17 protein-coding genes are annotated in these 17,108 nt (G+C 66.1%); 2 read left to right on the top strand and 15 right to left on the bottom strand.

Annotated features, from left to right (window positions below; translation table 11 throughout):
• Positions 1–27: 27 nt before the first annotated feature.
• Together DFR49_RS16110 and DFR49_RS16105 are read right to left on the bottom strand one after the other, a co-directional pair.
• On the bottom strand, positions 28–336 hold the full coding sequence (locus DFR49_RS16110) for a hypothetical protein (RefSeq protein WP_119036709.1): 309 nt from the start codon (positions 334–336) through the stop codon (positions 28–30).
• Between the two features lie 69 nt (positions 337–405).
• Positions 406–726, bottom strand: coding sequence for a DUF736 domain-containing protein (locus tag DFR49_RS16105; RefSeq protein WP_119036708.1), 321 nt, complete (start codon positions 724–726; stop codon positions 406–408).
• A 326-nt stretch (positions 727–1,052) separates the two neighbouring features.
• Here DFR49_RS16105 and DFR49_RS22415 point away from each other — a divergent pair, with 326 nt between their 5' ends.
• On the top strand, positions 1,053–1,184 hold the full coding sequence (locus DFR49_RS22415) for a hypothetical protein (protein ID WP_281271786.1): 132 nt from the start codon (positions 1,053–1,055) through the stop codon (positions 1,182–1,184).
• A 118-nt stretch (positions 1,185–1,302) separates the two neighbouring features.
• Here the strand turns inward: DFR49_RS22415 and arsH are convergent, their stop codons facing one another.
• The 7 genes from arsH to DFR49_RS16070 form a co-directional block, all read right to left on the bottom strand.
• On the bottom strand, positions 1,303–2,070 hold the full coding sequence (gene arsH, locus DFR49_RS16100) for an arsenical resistance protein ArsH (RefSeq protein ID WP_119036707.1): 768 nt from the start codon (positions 2,068–2,070) through the stop codon (positions 1,303–1,305).
• Positions 2,067–3,131 (bottom strand): ACR3 family arsenite efflux transporter, encoded by a 1,065-nt coding sequence (arsB, locus tag DFR49_RS16095; protein WP_119036706.1) that lies wholly within the window; start codon positions 3,129–3,131, stop codon positions 2,067–2,069. The genes arsH and arsB overlap by 4 nt, the downstream gene beginning before the upstream one ends.
• A gap of 4 nt (positions 3,132–3,135) precedes the next feature.
• Entirely contained in the window at positions 3,136–3,567 is a 432-nt protein-coding gene (gene arsC, locus DFR49_RS16090; RefSeq protein ID WP_119036705.1) for an arsenate reductase (glutaredoxin), read from the bottom strand.
• Between the two features lie 11 nt (positions 3,568–3,578).
• Positions 3,579–3,911, bottom strand: coding sequence for an ArsR/SmtB family transcription factor (locus DFR49_RS16085; protein WP_119036704.1), 333 nt, complete (start codon positions 3,909–3,911; stop codon positions 3,579–3,581).
• A 60-nt stretch (positions 3,912–3,971) separates the two neighbouring features.
• Positions 3,972–4,913 carry a DUF2493 domain-containing protein gene (locus tag DFR49_RS16080; RefSeq protein ID WP_119037251.1) on the bottom strand — a complete coding sequence of 314 codons (942 nt, stop codon included), beginning with the start codon at positions 4,911–4,913 and terminating at the stop codon, positions 3,972–3,974.
• A 330-nt stretch (positions 4,914–5,243) separates the two neighbouring features.
• Entirely contained in the window at positions 5,244–6,320 is a 1,077-nt protein-coding gene (locus DFR49_RS16075) for a DUF7146 domain-containing protein (RefSeq protein ID WP_119036703.1), read from the bottom strand.
• On the bottom strand, positions 6,320–10,669 hold the full coding sequence (locus DFR49_RS16070) for a strawberry notch-like NTP hydrolase domain-containing protein (protein ID WP_119036702.1): 4,350 nt from the start codon (positions 10,667–10,669) through the stop codon (positions 6,320–6,322). Before DFR49_RS16070 ends, DFR49_RS16075 begins: the two co-directional genes overlap by 1 nt.
• Positions 10,670–10,844: 175 nt before the next feature.
• Here DFR49_RS16070 and DFR49_RS22040 point away from each other — a divergent pair, with 175 nt between their 5' ends.
• Positions 10,845–10,994 (top strand): hypothetical protein, encoded by a 150-nt coding sequence (locus DFR49_RS22040; RefSeq protein ID WP_170151035.1) that lies wholly within the window; start codon positions 10,845–10,847, stop codon positions 10,992–10,994.
• Positions 10,995–11,047: 53 nt separating this feature from the next.
• On the opposite strand, the gene DFR49_RS16060 is transcribed toward DFR49_RS22040, so the two are convergent.
• From DFR49_RS16060 to DFR49_RS16035, 6 genes are all read right to left on the bottom strand, one after another.
• Positions 11,048–11,878: a DUF7007 domain-containing protein gene (locus DFR49_RS16060; RefSeq protein ID WP_119036700.1), complete on the bottom strand. Its 831-nt coding sequence runs from the start codon at positions 11,876–11,878 to the stop codon at positions 11,048–11,050.
• A complete protein-coding gene (locus tag DFR49_RS16055) occupies positions 11,875–12,375 on the bottom strand; it encodes a hypothetical protein (protein WP_119036699.1) in 501 nt (166 codons plus the stop codon). The genes DFR49_RS16060 and DFR49_RS16055 overlap by 4 nt, the downstream gene beginning before the upstream one ends.
• A gap of 74 nt (positions 12,376–12,449) precedes the next feature.
• The gene (locus DFR49_RS16050; protein WP_119037250.1) at positions 12,450–12,818 is read right to left on the bottom strand and encodes a DUF6915 family protein; all 369 of its coding nucleotides are present in this window, start codon (positions 12,816–12,818) and stop codon (positions 12,450–12,452) included.
• A 10-nt stretch (positions 12,819–12,828) separates the two neighbouring features.
• On the bottom strand, positions 12,829–13,299 hold the full coding sequence (locus tag DFR49_RS16045) for a DUF6878 family protein (RefSeq protein ID WP_119036698.1): 471 nt from the start codon (positions 13,297–13,299) through the stop codon (positions 12,829–12,831).
• Between the two features lie 108 nt (positions 13,300–13,407).
• Positions 13,408–15,570 (bottom strand): ParB/RepB/Spo0J family partition protein, encoded by a 2,163-nt coding sequence (locus DFR49_RS16040; protein ID WP_119036697.1) that lies wholly within the window; start codon positions 15,568–15,570, stop codon positions 13,408–13,410.
• A 128-nt stretch (positions 15,571–15,698) separates the two neighbouring features.
• Positions 15,699–16,658 carry an ArdC family protein gene (locus DFR49_RS16035; protein WP_119036696.1) on the bottom strand — a complete coding sequence of 320 codons (960 nt, stop codon included), beginning with the start codon at positions 16,656–16,658 and terminating at the stop codon, positions 15,699–15,701.
• Between the last annotated feature and the right edge of the window lie 450 nt (positions 16,659–17,108).

Here is a 17,108-nt window from a genome sequence, read left to right as displayed (position 1 = left end):
ACGCATCGGCGCCGCCGCTGTTCGGGCTTATCGGAGCGGCCAGCCGTATCGCTCGACAAGGCTTGGCGACGAAGGGCGGGACGCCTCCGCGCCCATGTCGGCCATGGTGTCGACGGTGAGGCCGTCGATCTGGTAGCCGCGGGCATCGAGATCGGCGAGCAGCATCAGCAAGGTCGGATATTGCTCAAGGCGCGTGCCGAGCCAGAGGACTGGCTGCTCAGTCTTCGGATATTCGAACCCTTGGATGAAGTGGGTGCGAAGCGGCGGGTCGTAGCCCACGACGGCGTTATCGTCGGTCGCGGTCTCGGTGCTGACGGTGATGACGTGGCGGCTCATGATCGCCCCTTTTGCCAGTGGTAAGGAAAGAGCCGGCCTCGCGGGGGCGAGGCCGGCTCGGGGTGGCGATCAGCTCGGCGGGTTCCAGATGATGACCTTCTTCAGAGGGTCGTCGCCGGGGGCCGGAGCGACGTTGCCGTAGATGGTTCCGAACTCGGGAGCCGAGAGCGAGACTGAGATGTATTCCGCCCCCGTGTTCTGGGAGAAGCGGTTCCAGCCGGCGCCCAGCTCGAAGCCGTTCTTGCGGCTGATGATCCGGAAGTCAGGCTCGTTTTCCTTGGTCTTGCGGGTGTTCTGGATCACCGCGATCTGGGCGGTGACGTTGAGGGTGGCGAGCGTGCCTTCCAGGCTGCCGTCCTGCTTCTGGGTGAGGTTTGCGATGGTGGCCATGATGTCTGTTCCTTCGGTTGCTCGGGGACCATCCCCGATGACGCTGAAGGAGGCGGGCGAACGCCGCCGTCACCGGAGCAAAGCGCAGGGGAACCCCCTTGCGGGGTTGGCGGCACTAGGCGGGCGGTTGCCTACAAGGGCGGCATGAATAGGGGTTGGTCTAAAGCAGCCGTTGGGGGAACGACGTTTGTGGCCCCTCCAATCTGACCGGGCTGACGGTGACTGGCGCCGTCGCGCCCTCGATTCTGGCGTCACGGTCCAGGCGGTCTGACGCACCGCGACCCATGGGAAATGCCTGACGGCCGAGTTAGCGCATCGGCCTGACGATGATGGCGCAGGCCTGGAATCGCTACTGCCCGGACATGGTCGTCGAATACCGGGGTCGGTTCGTGGCTCTGGAGATCGACGCGCATCCGGTGTCGCAACGGCGCGTGCTGTTGGAGAGGTTCAATCTGTAGCCCGAAGCCAGGATCGCAACGAGCAGCTTGGTCCCCGCTAGGTCGGTTCTTTCCACTGGCAAAAGGAGGCGAACAGCAAAAGCGTAAAGGCGTAAATCCTTAGAAGCGTAAATCCCCGTTATGCCTGCTGAACGGGCGTAGCGGTCTGCCCGATCGCGATCGTCGACAGGTCCGTCGCCGGATCGACCGACACGCCCGCCGCCTTACGCTCCGAATAGCGGTCGACGAGCTGGCCGGCATGAGGTCGGAGCAACACCGTGAACCGCACCAGTTCCTCCATCACATCGACGATCCGGTCATAATAGCTAGACGGCTTCATGCGCCCGTCCTCGTCGAACTCCTTGTAGGCCGTCGCCACGCTCGACTGGTTGGGGATCGTCACCATCCGCATCCAGCGGCCAAGCAGGCGCAGGGTGTTGACCGCGTTGAACGACTGCGAGCCGCCTGACACCTGCATCACCGCCAGCGTGCGGCCCTGTGTTGGGCGCATCCCGCCCATCTCCAACGGCAGATGGTCGATCTGCGTTTTCATGATGCCGCTGATCTGGCCGTGGCGTTCGGGGCTGCACCAGACATGCCCTTCCGACCACATCGAGAGTTCGCGCAACTCGTGGACGGCGGGATGATCGTCGCCGGCGTGCTGGTCGGGCAGCGGCAGGTCGGACGGGTCGAAGATGCGGGTTTCCGCACCGAAGAATTGCAGCAACCGCGCCGCTTCCTCGACCGCGAGGCGCGAGAAGGATCGTTCGCGCAAACTGCCGTAGAGCAGCAGGATGCGGGGTGGGGGAGCGTCCGCGCCAAGGCCGAGCGCGGCCCGCGCATGGACATAGCGCGGGTCGAGCGCAGGCAGATGATCGGGATCGGACAGGGTTCGCAAACGGCTCATGCGGCGGCACCCCGCTCATACCAGCCGCGCGACCGCTTCACGATCGCCACCACCGACAGCATCACCGGCACCTCGACCAATACGCCGACCACGGTCGCCAGTGCCGCCCCGGACGTGAGCCCAAACAGCGAGATCGCGGCGGCCACCGCCAGCTCGAAGAAGTTGGAAGCGCCGATCAACGCCGATGGCGCGGCGACGCACCACGCCACGCCGAAACGGCGGCTCAGCCAATAAGCGAGCCCGGCGTTGAAATAGACCTGGATCAGGATCGGCACCGCGAGCAATGCGATCACCAGCGGCTGGGCGATGATCGCCTTGCCCTGGAACCCGAACAGCAGCACCAGCGTCGCCAGCAGCGCGATCATCGAGACCGGACCGAGCCGGGACAGCAGCCGATTGAGTGCCGATTGCCCGCCCGAGGCCAGCACCGCACGGCGGAGTATCTGCGCGGCGATTACCGGGGCGACGATATAGAGCGCGACCGAGATCAGCAGCGTGTCCCAAGGCACGGTGATCGCGGCGACGCCCAGCAGCAGCGCCACCAGCGGCGCGAACGCAAACACCATGATGAGGTCGTTCAAGGCGACCTGGCTCAGCGTATAGGCGGGGTCACCGTCGCACAGGTTGGACCAGACGAACACCATCGCCGTGCAGGGCGCCGCCGCCAGCAGAATAAGCCCGGCGATATAGGAAGAAATTTCGCCTTCAGGCAGCAGCGGCGCGAACAGATATCCAAGGAAAAAGGTGCCGAGCAGCGCCATCGAGAAGGGCTTGACCGCCCAGTTGATGAACAGGGTGACGCCGACACCCTTCCAATGCTGGCGCACGCTCCCGAGCGCGCCGAAATCGATCTTGAGCAGCATCGGCACGATCATCAGCCAGATCAGCACCGCGACGACGAGGTTGACGTTGGCCACTTCTGCCTCGGCGATTACGGCGAACAGGCCGGGCAGCGCAAAGCCCAGCCCGATACCGGCGACGATGCACAGAGCGACCCAGATCGACAGATAGCGTTCGAAGATGCCGATCGCCGGGGGCGCGGCCGATGTAGTAGTGGCCATTGGTTCAGCTGATCCGCTTGCCGGACGCGTCGATGACCTGTTCGCCATCTTCCTTGGCGAAGGCGCCGCGCTGGGCTGCGGGCAGGATGTCCAGCACCCCCTCGGACGGGCGGCACAGCCGCACGCCGAGCGGCGTTTCCACCAAAGGCCGGTTGATGAGGATCGGATGCGTCATCATCGCATCGAGCAGGGCTTCATCGGCCAAGGCCGGATCGTCCTGAGACAGTCCCTCGTAGCGTGTGCCCTTGGCGCGCAGCACGTCGCGCGGCGCGAGACCCGCTGCGGTGATCAGCGCAGCCAGCTTTTCCCGCGTCGGCGGCGTCTTGAGATATTCGACGATGCGCGGCTCGATCCCGGCGTTGCGGATCATCGCCAGCGTGTTGCGCGAGGTGCCGCAGTCGGGGTTGTGCCAGATGGTGATATTAGGTGCGATCATGTCGGGTCCGTTCAGCAGCAGGGCGTCAGTTCGGCGATCAGCGGTTCGCACAGTTCCGCGCGCCCGCCGCAGCAATCCTTGACCAGAAACAGGGTGAGCGCCTTCAGCGTGTCGAGATCGGCGCGGTAGACGATCGAGCGGCTATGCCGCTCCGACGTCACCAGCCCGGCGCGCGCCAGCGTCGCCAGGTGCGCCGACATGGTGTTCTGCGGCACGTCGAGCGCGCGGGCGATGTCCCCGGCGGCGAGGCCGTCCGGTTCGTGCCGCACCAGCAGGCGAAAGGTGTCGAGCCGCGTGGACTGCGCCAGCGCGCCCAGCGCAAGGATGGCTGATTCGTTTTCCATATATCCAGACTAGTAGATATATTGTTCTCGGCCAACCATGATTCGTATGGCGGGCGGCGCTCACGCGCCGCCCTGATGCCGGAAGTCCCAGCGCTTGATGCCCATCGCTTTGGCCTTGTCGTGCAGATTGTCCTGGATGCCGGTGCCCGGCAGGATGATAACGCCGGCGGGCAAGGCTTCCAGCAGCGCATCGTTGCGCTTGAACGGCGCGGCCTTCTTGTGCCGGTTCCAGTCGGGCTTGAAGGGGATCTGCGGAACCTTGCGATGATCGGCCCAGAGGGCGGCGATCTTCTCGCCGCCCGTCGGCGTTGCCCCGTGCGCCAGGACCATCTCGGGATGTTTGGCGTGGACACGGTCGAGCAGGTCCCAGATGAACCGATGATCGTTGAAGGTCGGCCCTGAGCTGAAGGCGATCAGCGTGCCGGCGGGGATCAGCACCTGCTTTTCCGCCCGCTGCCGCGCATTGACGAAATCCCGGCTGGAGACGACCGCCGAGGTCAGCGCTTTGCGGTTGACCTTCGAGCCAGAGCGCGGCGTCCAGGGTTTGCGGATGTGGATGCGGAACTGGTCGGCGCAGCCATCGCGGAAGAACTCCATCGCGTCGCGGCGCTCGAGCATCGTCGTGCCCTCGCGCAGAAGTGTTTCCAGCTCGACCGACTTCACCTCGGAGCCGTCCTGTTCCTTCTGGCTGCGCTTCTGGGCGACCTCATTGTCGTCAAGCTCGCGCTCGATCCGTTCGCCGGCGCGGTGGAAGACGTTGGTGAGGTTCCAGAGCAGGTCTTCAAGGTCGGGCTCGAGACGGGTGTCGATGAAGGTCACGACCATCGCGTCGAAGATGTCGACGATGGCGCCGCCGGCGATGCGGGCATCAGGGAGCGGCCGGTCATCGGGTTCGTCGGAGTATGGCCGGTATCCGTAGAGTGCCATTTCCTGGAGAAGATAGGCGGTGGGGGATTCTGCGTGTTCGGGTTCGTGCTCAGGAAGCTGGCTTTCGGTTTTCATGGTGACGCCTCTTCGGTTGGCCGCGCCCTTCGCGGCCTTCGCAGGCGACGAAAGACGGCGGGCGAACCGGGCCTGCACCCCAAGCGATAGCGAAAGGGCCGCAGCGAAGCGGAGGACGGCGGGCAAGGCTTTCTTGTCTCGCGAGGAATGGCGGCTCTGCCGCCAGGGGAAGAAAGTTGAAGCCCGCCGTTGCCGGACCGGGGCGTTTGCCGTTCCGATCGCCCTCTAGAGAAGGCCGAGGGCGCTGGCCTTTCCGATCTCTGCGTCACCCTGACACCCGGCGGTCTTCCCCGGCACCGGACCCGTCACAAACCCACTGCCTTCCCGGCTTCACCGGGACGGCATCAGGAACCGGCCGACATCGGCGGGCACGAGTTGCACGCGCAACCCCGCCCGCATCCGCTCCGGCCCGACCAGGCGCAGATCCTCGTTGTGATCGCCGAGCATCGGCGACAACGGCACGACCTCGATCCCGGCGCTGGAAGCTCGCTCGCTCAACGTCGTCACCGCCACATCGCCGGCCGGATCGTCGTCGCGCACGACATAGAGGCGTCGCAGCGCCGCCGGGAACAGGATGGCGCCGAGGTGGGGCGAGGATAGAGCGGCGATCATGGGCATGGCGGGCATGATCTGTCGCACCGACAAGAGGGTCTCGATCCCTTCGCCCGCCGCCATCACGCTATCCGCGACCCCGAAGCGGACGCCGTGCCCGAGAAGATGTCCCATGGCGCGTCTCGGTGAGGATATAGGCGCTTTGTCGATCGCGGCCGGGTCGAGCCCAGAAGTAAGCCAGGTGCGATGAACGCCGGTCACGCCGCCATCGAGATCGGTGACGGCGGCGATCATCGCGGGCCAGGCCGGACGTGTCCCCGGCGGATCATCCTGCGATGGCCGGTAATAGCAATGCGGATGGAAACGGAGCGGATCGCCATTGCGTAAATCCGTAATCGCACGTTGCCGTAAATACGCTTCCACGACTGTCGCCAGAAACGGCTTCGAGGCCGCCAGCAGGCGCCGCGCGGCTTGCGGGGTGCCGGTCGGCGCCTTCGGCTCACGGCGATATCGCGGACCTTCGTCGACAGGCTCGGGGCGTGGCAGGCTGAGGAAACTCCGGGCCTCGTCGAGCGAGTCACGCAGACGGTGATGGCCACAGGAAATCGCGATGATGTCGAGCAGGTCGCCATGTTCGCCAGTGGATGCGTCGGTCCATTTGCCCGCCGCGCCGCGTCCGTCGTCCGAGCCGGAAAGTCGCACATAGAGACTGCGCCCCGGCGTGTTGCGGGCATCGCCGACCAGCCAGTAACGGCCCTCACGATGCCCCTTCGACAGATAGTGACGGCACACCGCCTCGGCCTGATCACCGAGACGCTGCGCCAGTTCACCTGCCTGATCCGATAAACGTCCCATTATGCCGCCGCCCGGTCGCCGACGCGCTGGATCGGCCAGCGCTTCAGCACCCGGTCGAGCACGGCGACGCCGCTGGCATCGACGGGGACGAACATCCGTAGCTTCCACGAGATGATCTCATGGAACAGACCATAGGCGGTCAATCGCTCGCGCATGGCGTCGGTGAATCCCGATAGCTCGATCCGGTTCACCCCCATGACGCGCGCGCGGCGAAGCTGGAGACCTTCGGCCAGATCGAGAATCGTGCGCCCGTCCATCAGGGCGGTGAACGCCGCCTGCGGGTCGAGGTGCGGCCCATTGTCGTTAGCGGTCGCCATCGCGACCCAGGCGGGCGAGACCCGGCGGCCGACGATGCGTTCGCCGTCATCGGCCTGGAGCCGATAGACGCGGCTGGATTCCTGGGGAAGCCGCTTCCAGATCGGCAACAACAGGCCGGTGACGATGTGCATCGTGCTGGTCGCGAACTGAGGCACCTCGGCCAGCTCCGCCTCCCAGGCGCGGGCGAAGGTAGTACGATCCGCTTCGCGCCATTGTGTCTCGCCCATCGCCGCCAGCGGCATCGGTGTCGATTCCATCGGCCGGACGAGCCGCACGCGGCGCTCGACGCTGCCGTCGTCGAGCAGCAGGCCGCGCGTCGGGATCTGCACGGCGGCGCGGCCCGACTGCGCGTTGACCAGCAACGCCGCATCGCCATCGCCGAGATGGGCGCGCGCGCCGTCCAGCGTCAGCGGCTGGTTGCGGTCCTTGCGTTCGATCGTCAGCAACCGTGTCTCCGCCGTGGTTCCCGGATGGGTATAGATGGTGGTTCGAGCGACGATGGTGAAGCTCTCGGCCTGGAGCGTCTCCAGCCCCAGCTCATAGCTTCCCGATGCGATCGCCCCCTCGATCCGCGCGCTCAGCAAATCCTCGAACGCCGTGAACAGGATGTTCTGGAGGTCGATGGTCAGCGCCAGCATCCGGTTGAGGAAGGTGGTGATCGGCGGCAGTTCGTCCTTGAGGCCGTTGCTGTCGGCGAGCGACAATCCCGTCGCCGCCTCGAAAGCCCCGAGCGAACAACCCTCGATCTTGCCGCCGTAAAGCAGGCGGTAGAGCTGGCGCAGCGCGTCGCGCGCATAGTGGGATTCCAGGTTGTCCTCGGGCCGGAACAGGCCCTGGCCGCCGGTCTGTCGTTGGCCGCGGGTGATCGCGCCCAGCGTGTCGAGGCGCCGCGCGATGGTCGAGATGAAGCGCTTCTGCGCCTTCACGTCGGTCGTCACCGGGCGGAACAGCGGCGGCTGCTTCTGGTTGGTGCGGTTCGTCCGCCCGAACCCCTGGATGGCGCTGTCGGCCTTCCATCCGGCCTCCAGCAGATAATGGACGCGCAGCCGCTGGTTCCTGGCCCCGAGATCGGCATGGTAGCTCCGACCGGTCCCGCCCGCGTCCGAGAAGACAAGCACGCGCTTGGCATCAGCCTGGAACGCATCGGTCTCGCCGAGATTGGCCGAACCGGGTCGCGTCTCTACAACATAGCGGTCGATCCCGTCGGAACCGCGCTTGCGGACGATACGCCGAGAGCGTCCCGTCACCTCGGCGACCAGATCGGTTCCGAAGTGGTGGAGGATCTGGTCGAGCGCGGCGGGAACCGGCGCCAGCGACGCCAGATGTTCGATCAGTCGGTCGCGACGATCGACGGCATCGCGGGATAGGACGGGCTGGCCGTCATGATAGACCGGCCGGGAGGAGAGATTGCCCTCGCTGTCGGTGAAGGGCTCATAGAGCTGCACCGGAAAGCTGTGCTCAAGGTAGGACAGCACATATTCGCGCGGGGTCACGTCCACCCGAACGTCATCCCACTCGTCGGTCGGAATGTCGGCGAGCCGACGCTCCATCAGCGCCTCGCCGGTTGAGACGATCTGGACGACGCACGCATGGCCGGCCTCCAGGTCGCGCGCGATGCTGGCGACCAGCGACGGCGTCTGCATGGCGGTGATCAGATGGTTGAAGAAGCGCTGCTTCGCGGACTCGAAAGCACTGCGCGCCGCCGACTTGGCCTGGGCGTTCAAGGTGCCGGTCGCGCCGGTGATGTTGGCGGCCTGCATCGCCGCGTCGAGATTATTATGGATGATCTGGAAGGCGCCGGCATAGGCATCGTAGATGCCGATCTGTCCGGGCGTCAGCCTATGTTCGAGCATCTCATATTCGACACCGTCGAACGACAGCGACCGCGCCGCATAGAGGCCGAGCGCCTTCAGGTCGCGCGCCAGCACCTCCATGGCCGCGACCCCGCCATCCTCGATCGCGGCGATGAACTCCGAGCGCGTCGAGAACGGGAAATCCTCGCCGCCCCACAGACCGAGACGTTGGGCGTAAGCTAGGTTCTGCACCGTGGTTGCGCCGGTCGCCGAGACATAGACGATGCGGGCATCGGGCAAGGCGTGCTGGAGTCGCAGACCGGCGCGGCCCTGTTGCGAGGGCGCCTGCTCGCCGCGCTCGCCCTTGCCGCCGGCGGCGTTGGCCATCGCGTGCGCCTCGTCGAAGATGATCACGCCGTCGAAGTCCGGACCCAGCCAATCGACGATCTGCTGGACGCGGCTGACCTTCTCGCCGCGCTCCTGCGAACGCAGCGTCGCGTAGGTGGTGAACAACACGCCCGCATCGAGCTTGATCGGCGTGCCCTGCCGGAACCGGGAGAGCGGCGTCACCAGCAACCGTTCCTGCCCCAACGCCGCCCAGTCGCGCATCGCGTCGTGATGGAGAGTGTCTGACCGGCTCACCCAGACCGCGCGGCGGCGGCCTTTGAGCCAGTTGTCGAGGATGACGCCCGCGACCTGGCGGCCCTTGCCGGCGCCCGTGCCATCGCCGAGGAACCAGCCGCGTCGGAACCGGACAGCGTCGTCCGCCTCATCGGCGGCCGCCTTGACGATGTCCCAGGTCGGATCGACGCTCCACGAACCGGCGAGATGGTCGCTATGGGCCTCGCCCGCGAGAATGACGGATTCAAGCTGGGCGTCGGACAGGATGGCGTCAGCGATCAGCCGGGCCGGCAGGATCGGGCGATAGGACGGCCGGGGCGGCGCGACCGAGGCCATCGCCGCCGACTGGACCAGCGGGGTCGGATGCGGCTTCGCGCCGGGGATGCGGATCGACTGGAGCGCATAGGGCTCGTAGATCGCATCGGTCAGGCGCCCGGTCTCGGCCGGGGTCCAGTCGATGGTTTCATAGGCCAGTTCCACCGCATCGGGCACGACCGCTGGAACCGGGGCCAGGATCGGCGCGGCGCGCTGACGGGCGGGCTTTGCGGCTATCGCCTGCATGGCGATCGGTGTGACGGGCGGCGGCATTTCGGGCGAAGGTGCGCGCGGCGGCACCAGGTCGAGCACCCAGGCCAGCAGTGTCGCGGTATCGGGGGCAATGCCCGGCGAGACTGGAAAGGCATTGGGATCATCGGCGGGCACGCGATCGATCACGGTCAGGCGCGTGTCGATGGTGGTGCCGTGTTTCGCATAGACCCGGCCATCGATCGCCGCCGAGAAGACGACGCGGCCGCGCTCCTGCAAGCGGGCGAAGGCTTCCCTCCAGGCCGGATTGTCGGGCGCGCAGTTTGCGCCGGTGATCGTCACCAGGCGGCCACCAGGCGCCAGACGCGCCAGCGCTGAGCCGATATGGCGCAGCGCCGCATCCTTCATCGTCCGGTCGACATGGGCGACCGCCGAGAATGGCGGGTTCATCAGCACCACGCTGGGGACCAGACCCACGTCGAGATGGTCATGGATGTGCGCGGCGTCGTGGCGGGTGACGGCGCAGTCGCCGAACAGCCCGGCCAGCACCTCGGCGCGGATCTCGGCCAGTTCATTGAGGAGCAAGCGCGCGCCCCGGTTCTCGGCATGGACGGCGAGCAGTCCGGTGCCGGCCGATGGCTCCAGCACCACATCGCCGGGCCGGATGGCGGCGGCGATCGCGGCGACGACGCCGAGCCCGGCAGGCGTCGAGAATTGCTGCAACGCCTGGGAGGTTTGGGATCGGCGGGTATGGGTCGGCAGCAAGGCGCCGATCTTCTCGATCATCGCCAGCGCGGCGACCGGAGAAGCGGATTTACGGAGAATCGTAGAACCGTATTTACGCAGGAACAGGACCTGCGCCGCCTCGCAGGCGTCATAGGCGGTCTTCCAGTTCCAGGCGCCGCCCGCATCGGAGCCGCCGAATGCGGTTTCCATCGCGCTGCGCAGCGCACGGGCGTCGATGGCGCGGCCGCGTTCGAGGTCAGGCAGGATGAGGTGGGCGGCGACGAGGATCGCCTGGCCGGTCGCGGCGAAACCGGGCGCGACAGGAAGCGGCGCCGCCGAACGGGCAGCGGATGCGGATGGGGTCATGGGAAATGTCCGAGGAGAGCAGGACGGAAGGGAGCAAGCCAGCGGACGCTCTCTCTCGATCCGCCCGGCTCGCTCCCTTCCGGCCTGCCTCTCACTCTGGACCCGGCGTCAGCCGGTGCCGGCCGTCATGGGTGCAATCCCCACTTTCGCGGTCGATTCGCCCGCGGAGACCGCCATGCCCGAGATTGACGAACAGCAGAACGAGGATCTGAACCTGACCACGCAGGTCGAAGACGGTCCGGAAGACCCTGCCGATGAGGATGCCGGCGAGGACATCGTCGAAACCGAAGACGATGACGACGCCGATGAAGGCGAAGCCGCCTGACACAGAAAACCGGGCGATCCCGCACTGGGGATCGCCCGGTTGTTGGCTGACGGTCAGGCGGCGCTGGCGATGGGACCATCCCAGGCCTGGTGCCGTCGTTCATCCATCACGAACCCATGCGGCCCCGCACGGTACTCGGTGTCGGGCACGAGAAACCGGCGACGCGACGACGACGTGCCGTCACCCCCGAGGGTCGCGACACAATCCACGAACCCCGGCCGCTCCTTAGAGGTGATCGCCGAGATCACCACCCAATCCTGGGCGTGGGCCTCGCGGAACAGGCGCCGATCATTGGCGAAGGATTCTCCTGGTTCCAGGGCGCGGCCATGCACCGCCTCCCAGCATTCGGGATAATAATCGCGAAGCGTGCGATCGGCGTGGCGGCGCTCATAGTCGGTGAACAGGTCGGGAAAGCCGACCGCGACCTTGGCCCATTCGCAATCTTCCTCATACCACCCGCCCGCAACGCGCAGCACGACGGGCATCGCCGCGTTGCGCGCCCGGTCGAGTTTGATCCCGCCGTGGCCGGCGGTTGAATGGAAGACCACGCCATCGGCATAGATCTCGCTCGACTGTGCCATGCCCCAGGGCGTGGAAAGCCGCTGGCGAACCTCACGGCGCCCAAGCGTTCGAAGCTGGCGGCGATGTTCGGCGTTCTCCTCGACATGAGCGCGAAAGCCCCCTTCATCGGCGACAATCGCTGAGGCGCCAAAGGCGTCTGCGGCGGTCCATTGGTCGATCGGCCTGGTCAGGCGCCAGCCGGTCGCGATCTTGAACCCGTCCTTCACCGGGATGGCGATGAAGGCGATATCCTCGACGCGAGCGGCGAGATGGCCGTCGGCCGAGCGTCCAAAGACGGCGGCGATGACATCATCCGCGCTCATGCCGCCCTCCCGAGTTCTGGCAGGATGGGGTTCGCCTCATCGCCAACGACCTCGAACCGGGCGTTCGAATAGCGATGGCTGGCGAACCAGCTTTGCGCCGTCGCCATGTCGGGCGCGAGGTGGCGAAGCTCGTCCACGCCCTCCCACTGGGTGAGCACGCGCACCATTCCCGGCGCAGGCTGTTCGACGATCTCGAAATGCAGCGGGCTGGTGACGTGATAGGTCATCGTCACCACCGTCACGATGATGCCGCTGCTGCCGAAATCACCATGATGGAGCGTGAAGCCTTCGGGCATCGTATAGGACGGCCGCACGACCGTCGGCGTCTTCTTGATCAGACGGCCGACGCCATTGGTCCGCTCCCAGGCGGCGAGCTTCTTGTTGAACCGGGCCGGCGGTCTGGGCTGGCCGTCGGAATAGCGCAGGAGCGCGCCGAGCGGCGCGGTACGGATGAAATCGCTCAGCGCGGTGGCGCCGACTATGCGTTTTGCAGGCATGGGATGTCTCCAGATACGCGAAGGCCCGGCGCGACGGCCGGGCCTTCAAGGGATTGATGGGGTAATGGCGTCGATCAGGCGGGAACGGCCGCGAACGGATCGACCAGTTTGTGGATAGGCTGGGCGCGGCCCATCCAGGGTTCGGGGCGAATGCAGCGCACCCAATCGGCGAAGCTCGGGATGAACCCCAGGTCCTCGACGATATGCTGCTCGCCGATCAGCCGGACCGGCACCGCTCGTCCGGTCGAGATCGTGATGGTTGGGCCGAAGAAGCGTTCCAGCATAAACACACCCTCGGCGTGATGCCTGAGCGCCCGGTGACGGAAATCGGCGATGATCAGCTTCGACGGTTCGTCGAACCATTGGTGCAGCGCCAGATAGTCGTCGGGCGAGCCGCCCCATTTCTTCACCGACGACAGGGCGTGATGATAGCAATGTCCCATCGCGCCCTCCTCAAAACGCATGAGTGTAGTTTTGGGAGGTCTCGATCCGCTCGTTATAATCGAGCGCGATCGTGCCCCTGGCGACGTCGAACACGAACTCGCCGTAGCCGCCTTCATTATTCTCCCAGCCGCAATGCTTCTGTTCGAGACAGGCATAGGCCAGCGTCTCGATCGCGTCGGCGAGCGGCTGGTTGAGTGCTCTGGGTTCGCCCTCCCGGAACAAGAGGTCACGCAGTTCGACGACCACATCTGGCAGGTCGCGAAGATCGTCGCCGGCAAAGGCTTCGATATTCTCGGTCTGCCCCGAGTCGCCGCCGCCGTTGAACGTCAGGACGACGCGGGTGATGCCGGCAGCGCCGAGCGCGGCGAACAGGCTGGCCTTGTTCGCCGGATGCAGTTCCGCCCGGCGCGCTTCATAGGCGTTCCATTCGGTGAAAACGGCGTCGAGGTCGATGACAGGCTTGGAGCTTTCGTCGGACATTTTGCGTATCTCCGTAAAAACGCAGAAGCCCGGCGCGTGGCCGGGCTTCTGGTAATGGTGTTGGAAAAGGTGGCGGAGCGACCGGGGCCGCCCCGCCGGCGCGGACGGCTATTCCGCCGCGATCGCATAGGCGTCGGACAGATCGTCCTCGGCCGTCACCTCGTCGTCGTCCCCGCCGAGGAACGCGGGCAGCGCCTCGGCATCGGCCTCGGCGCTTTCGTCCTGATCGACCGCCGCCGGATCGAACGCATCCTCGATCGCCGGGGTGCGAAGCGGCTCTGGCAGCCAGTCCGCATCGGCCAACAGGCGCTCGGCTTCGCGGGCCATGTCACCCTTCTTCAGATGGTCGATCAGGCCCGCCGTCTGGTCGTCCTTCGCTTCGGCGACCGCCATCAGGATGCGCGGCTTGGCGACCCGGCCGAGATAATTCTCGACCGTCGGCTTCCAGCCCGCCGCCACCATGTCGAGCCTGACCGCACGCGCCAGCACATGACTGTGCGCAAGCCGCCGTTCGACGCCATGCGCCGAGACGCGCCCGTCATAGCGGCTGGTTGGCTCCCATAGGGCGTTGACCCCGAACGAGGCGCAATGCGCGAACAGCGCCGCCTGATCGCCGCCGTCGAGCAGCATCAGCGCGTCCCACAAGGCCTTGTCGGAATCGGGCAGCCGCTTCTCCCAGGCCTCATGCCGCGCCGCGATCGACCGGGCCGAAGGGCTGTCCTTCATGCCTGGCGCCTGGTTCGGGAAGCTGGTGCGCTGCACCGAGACGCCGAGACAGGATTCGGTGCGCCCGGAATAGAAGGCGGACAACACCATAGCGTGCAGCACGGCGGCGAAGGCCGTCGACGGACTGGCGGCGAACGCATCCTGCAAGGCAAGCGTGCGATGCGCGGTCAGTTCCGACACCAAACGATCGGGCAGCGGCTTGATGATCTGTTCGTCATCGTCATCCGGTTCGTCCGCCGCGCCGCCAGCCACGGTGACGACGATGGATCGCGCCGATGCGGCCGGCTGCTGCGGACCGATCGGATCGGCGGACTGATCGCCTTCGGCCCCATCATGGCCCGGTTCGGCCTCGACCTGTGGTTCGTCCTCGGCGCGGACCCAGCCGCGTTCGATATAGAGCGACCCGTCGGTGTCGAGGCTGACGAAGGCGCCGGCGATGCCCATTTCCCGTGGATCATAGGTTCTCGGCCGCTCGATCAGGCCCGCCAGTTCAACATCGATCGCTTCGATCCGCGCCGCCACTTCCTCCGGCAGTTCCTCGACGTCCTCATATTCCGCCTCGATGGCGTTGCCCTCGGCCGTTAGCGCTTCGGCCCGCGCCGATTCCGCATCGGTGAGCGCCGCCGGATCGCTGTCGATCTCGCGCAGGCTGTTGAGATGACCATAAGGCAGGTCCACGGCCGCCGTGACCCACTTCCAGCCTTCGCCGCCGATCCGTTCGGCCTCGGCCTGAAGCTTCGCGGCGACCAGCGTGTCGAGCAGCGCGGCGTCCTGGAGCCAGCCGCCATCGTCGGCCGTGAACAGGTCACGCAGCACGCACCCGCCCGCCTCGGTATAGGCGTCGATCCCCACGAACAGCGCCCGCTTGTCGGAGACGCGCACCGTGTTCTCGGTCAGTTTGGACCGGATGAACGAGGGTTCCTTGTTCCAGCTATGGGCGAGCAACTCCCACACCTGTTCCTGGCGGGCATGGTCCTCACTGACCGAGAAGGCCATGAGCTGATCGAGGGTCATGCCGTCCTCGGCATAGATCTCGTGCAGCGCGGGCGACACCGACGCCAGCTTCAGGCGCTGGCGCACTACGGCGGGCGTGGTCATGAAGGTGGCGGCGATCGTTTCGATATCGTCGCCCTGGTCGATGAGCCGCTTCATGCCGCGAAACTGATCGAGCGGATGCAGCTGCTCGCGATGCGTATTCTCGGCGAGCGAATCCTCCTCCTCCGAGATCGGATCGTGGGCATCCTTGACGATGCAGGGCACCGGGGCGTTCTTCGCCAGCCGCTTGCGCTTCACCAACAGTTCCAGCGCGCGAAAGCGCCGGCCGCCGGCCGGCAGATGGAACCGGCCGGTCTCCTGGCCTTCGCCATCGAGGGTCGGCCGCAGGTTCAGGCTTTGCAGGAGGCCACGTCGGGCGATGTCGTCGGCAAGCGCCTCGATCGAGACGCCGGCCTTCACGCGCCGGACATTGGACTGGGACAGGTCGATCAGATCGAGCGGGATGTCCCGCGCGCCGCTGAGGATGATCTTGGGGGCAGTTTTTGCCATGTCGGTTACTCCATGACGGGCCGCCGGGAGACTCTCTCTCGGCTGCAAGCCCGTCACAAAGCCGAAGGCCATCCCCTCACTCTCCCTGCGGCCTGGCCCCAGGCAACAGCGCTGGAGGGACAAGCGCATCATGCCGCCGCCCGCCACGTCGCTGGATCGCCTGTATCGGGCTGATCCGTGGCGGCCTCGCCTCGGAAATCGAGCAGGAAGTTTGCGGCTTTCGAGGCGGCGCTCGCGGCGCGGACGATGGCGCGATTATCCTCGCGGATGATGTCCAGCCAGGAGCCGAGGTAATCGGCGTGCCGGACGGTCGGCACGATGCCGAGCGCGGCGCAGACGAAGGCGCCGGCCATCTCGGCAACCAGCTCCTCGCGTCCATATTCTTTCGAACCGAACGCGCCGGTCTGATCGCGGTCGAGCCGGCTCCGGCCGCCGACCCAGTGCGATAGCTCGTGAAATGCCGTCCTGTGCCAGTTTATGGGATCGAAATAGGCGTCCGGTCGCGGCACCTGCACATAGTCCTGACCTGGAGCATAGAAGGCGCGGTCGCCGCCGATGCGGAAGTCGGCGCCGGTCGCGACGATCAGCGCCTCGGCTTCAGGCAGAATAAGCCCTTCGGGTACGGGCGGCGGCGGGGCCGCGATGCGTTCAGGCAATCCTTCGCACTGGTTGGTCGAGAAGACGGTGTAGCGTTTGAGGAAGGGGATCGAACCCGGTTCACGGCCGTCCTCGCTGGCGCGCCGGCGTTCGCTGTCCGGCGTAAAGCGATGGGCATAGACGACGGTCGTCCCGCGCTCGCCCTTGCGCACATTGCCGCCCAGCGCGAGCGCCTGCCGGAAAGTGAGGAAGCTGTTGGTCGAGAAGCCGTTGGCGACCACGGCGTCCCACAGAATCAGAATGTTGATCCCGGAATAACGGTCGCCGGTTTTGCCGTTGCGCGGCATGTCGAGCGACGCCTTCGACGTGGCCCACGGCTGGACCCAGGGAACGCGGCCGGCCTCCAGCTCGGTGATGATCTTGTCGGTTATGGACTGGTAGAGGTCTGTCCGATCGCTGTCGGTGCGAGAGGTGGTGTTGGTACGTGTCATCGCGAGTCTCCGCGACGGGTCGGCAGCGAGCCACTCCCTCTGCCTTTCAACCCGTCACGGCCAATCCGGCCGCACTCTCCCTCTCGGGGCGTTGCGGGGTGTCCCCGCTGATGGGGTACGGCCAGACCCAAGGGGGCGGGGCGTCAGGGGAAAGCCTTCCCCCCATTCCAGATGAGCGTCGGCTTAACCGCCGACTCCCGGAAAGGTCTAAAACGTCCTGAATGCGTCATGCAATGCGGGGCACTACCAGTCGCAAAGGACTGGTGAGAATGCGGCATCTGATTTCTGAGGGAATTTCAGGCGATTACGCACAATCTGGTGATTGTCTGGTGGGTATTCTTAAAGGACGCTGTTCGAAGGGGGTCCGCAAGACCGTCTGAACTTCTTGATTTTATTCGGCGCATGGCGGATCGCACACATCCACTGGTCGCGGCCAACGTGAAGTAACGG

The sequence above is a fragment of the Hephaestia caeni genome (assembly GCF_003550065.1).
Lineage (GTDB): Bacteria > Pseudomonadota > Alphaproteobacteria > Sphingomonadales > Sphingomonadaceae > Sphingomonas > Sphingomonas caeni_A.
Note: the sequence above shows the minus strand (reverse complement) of the source record. Positions and strands in the feature narration are given on the sequence as shown.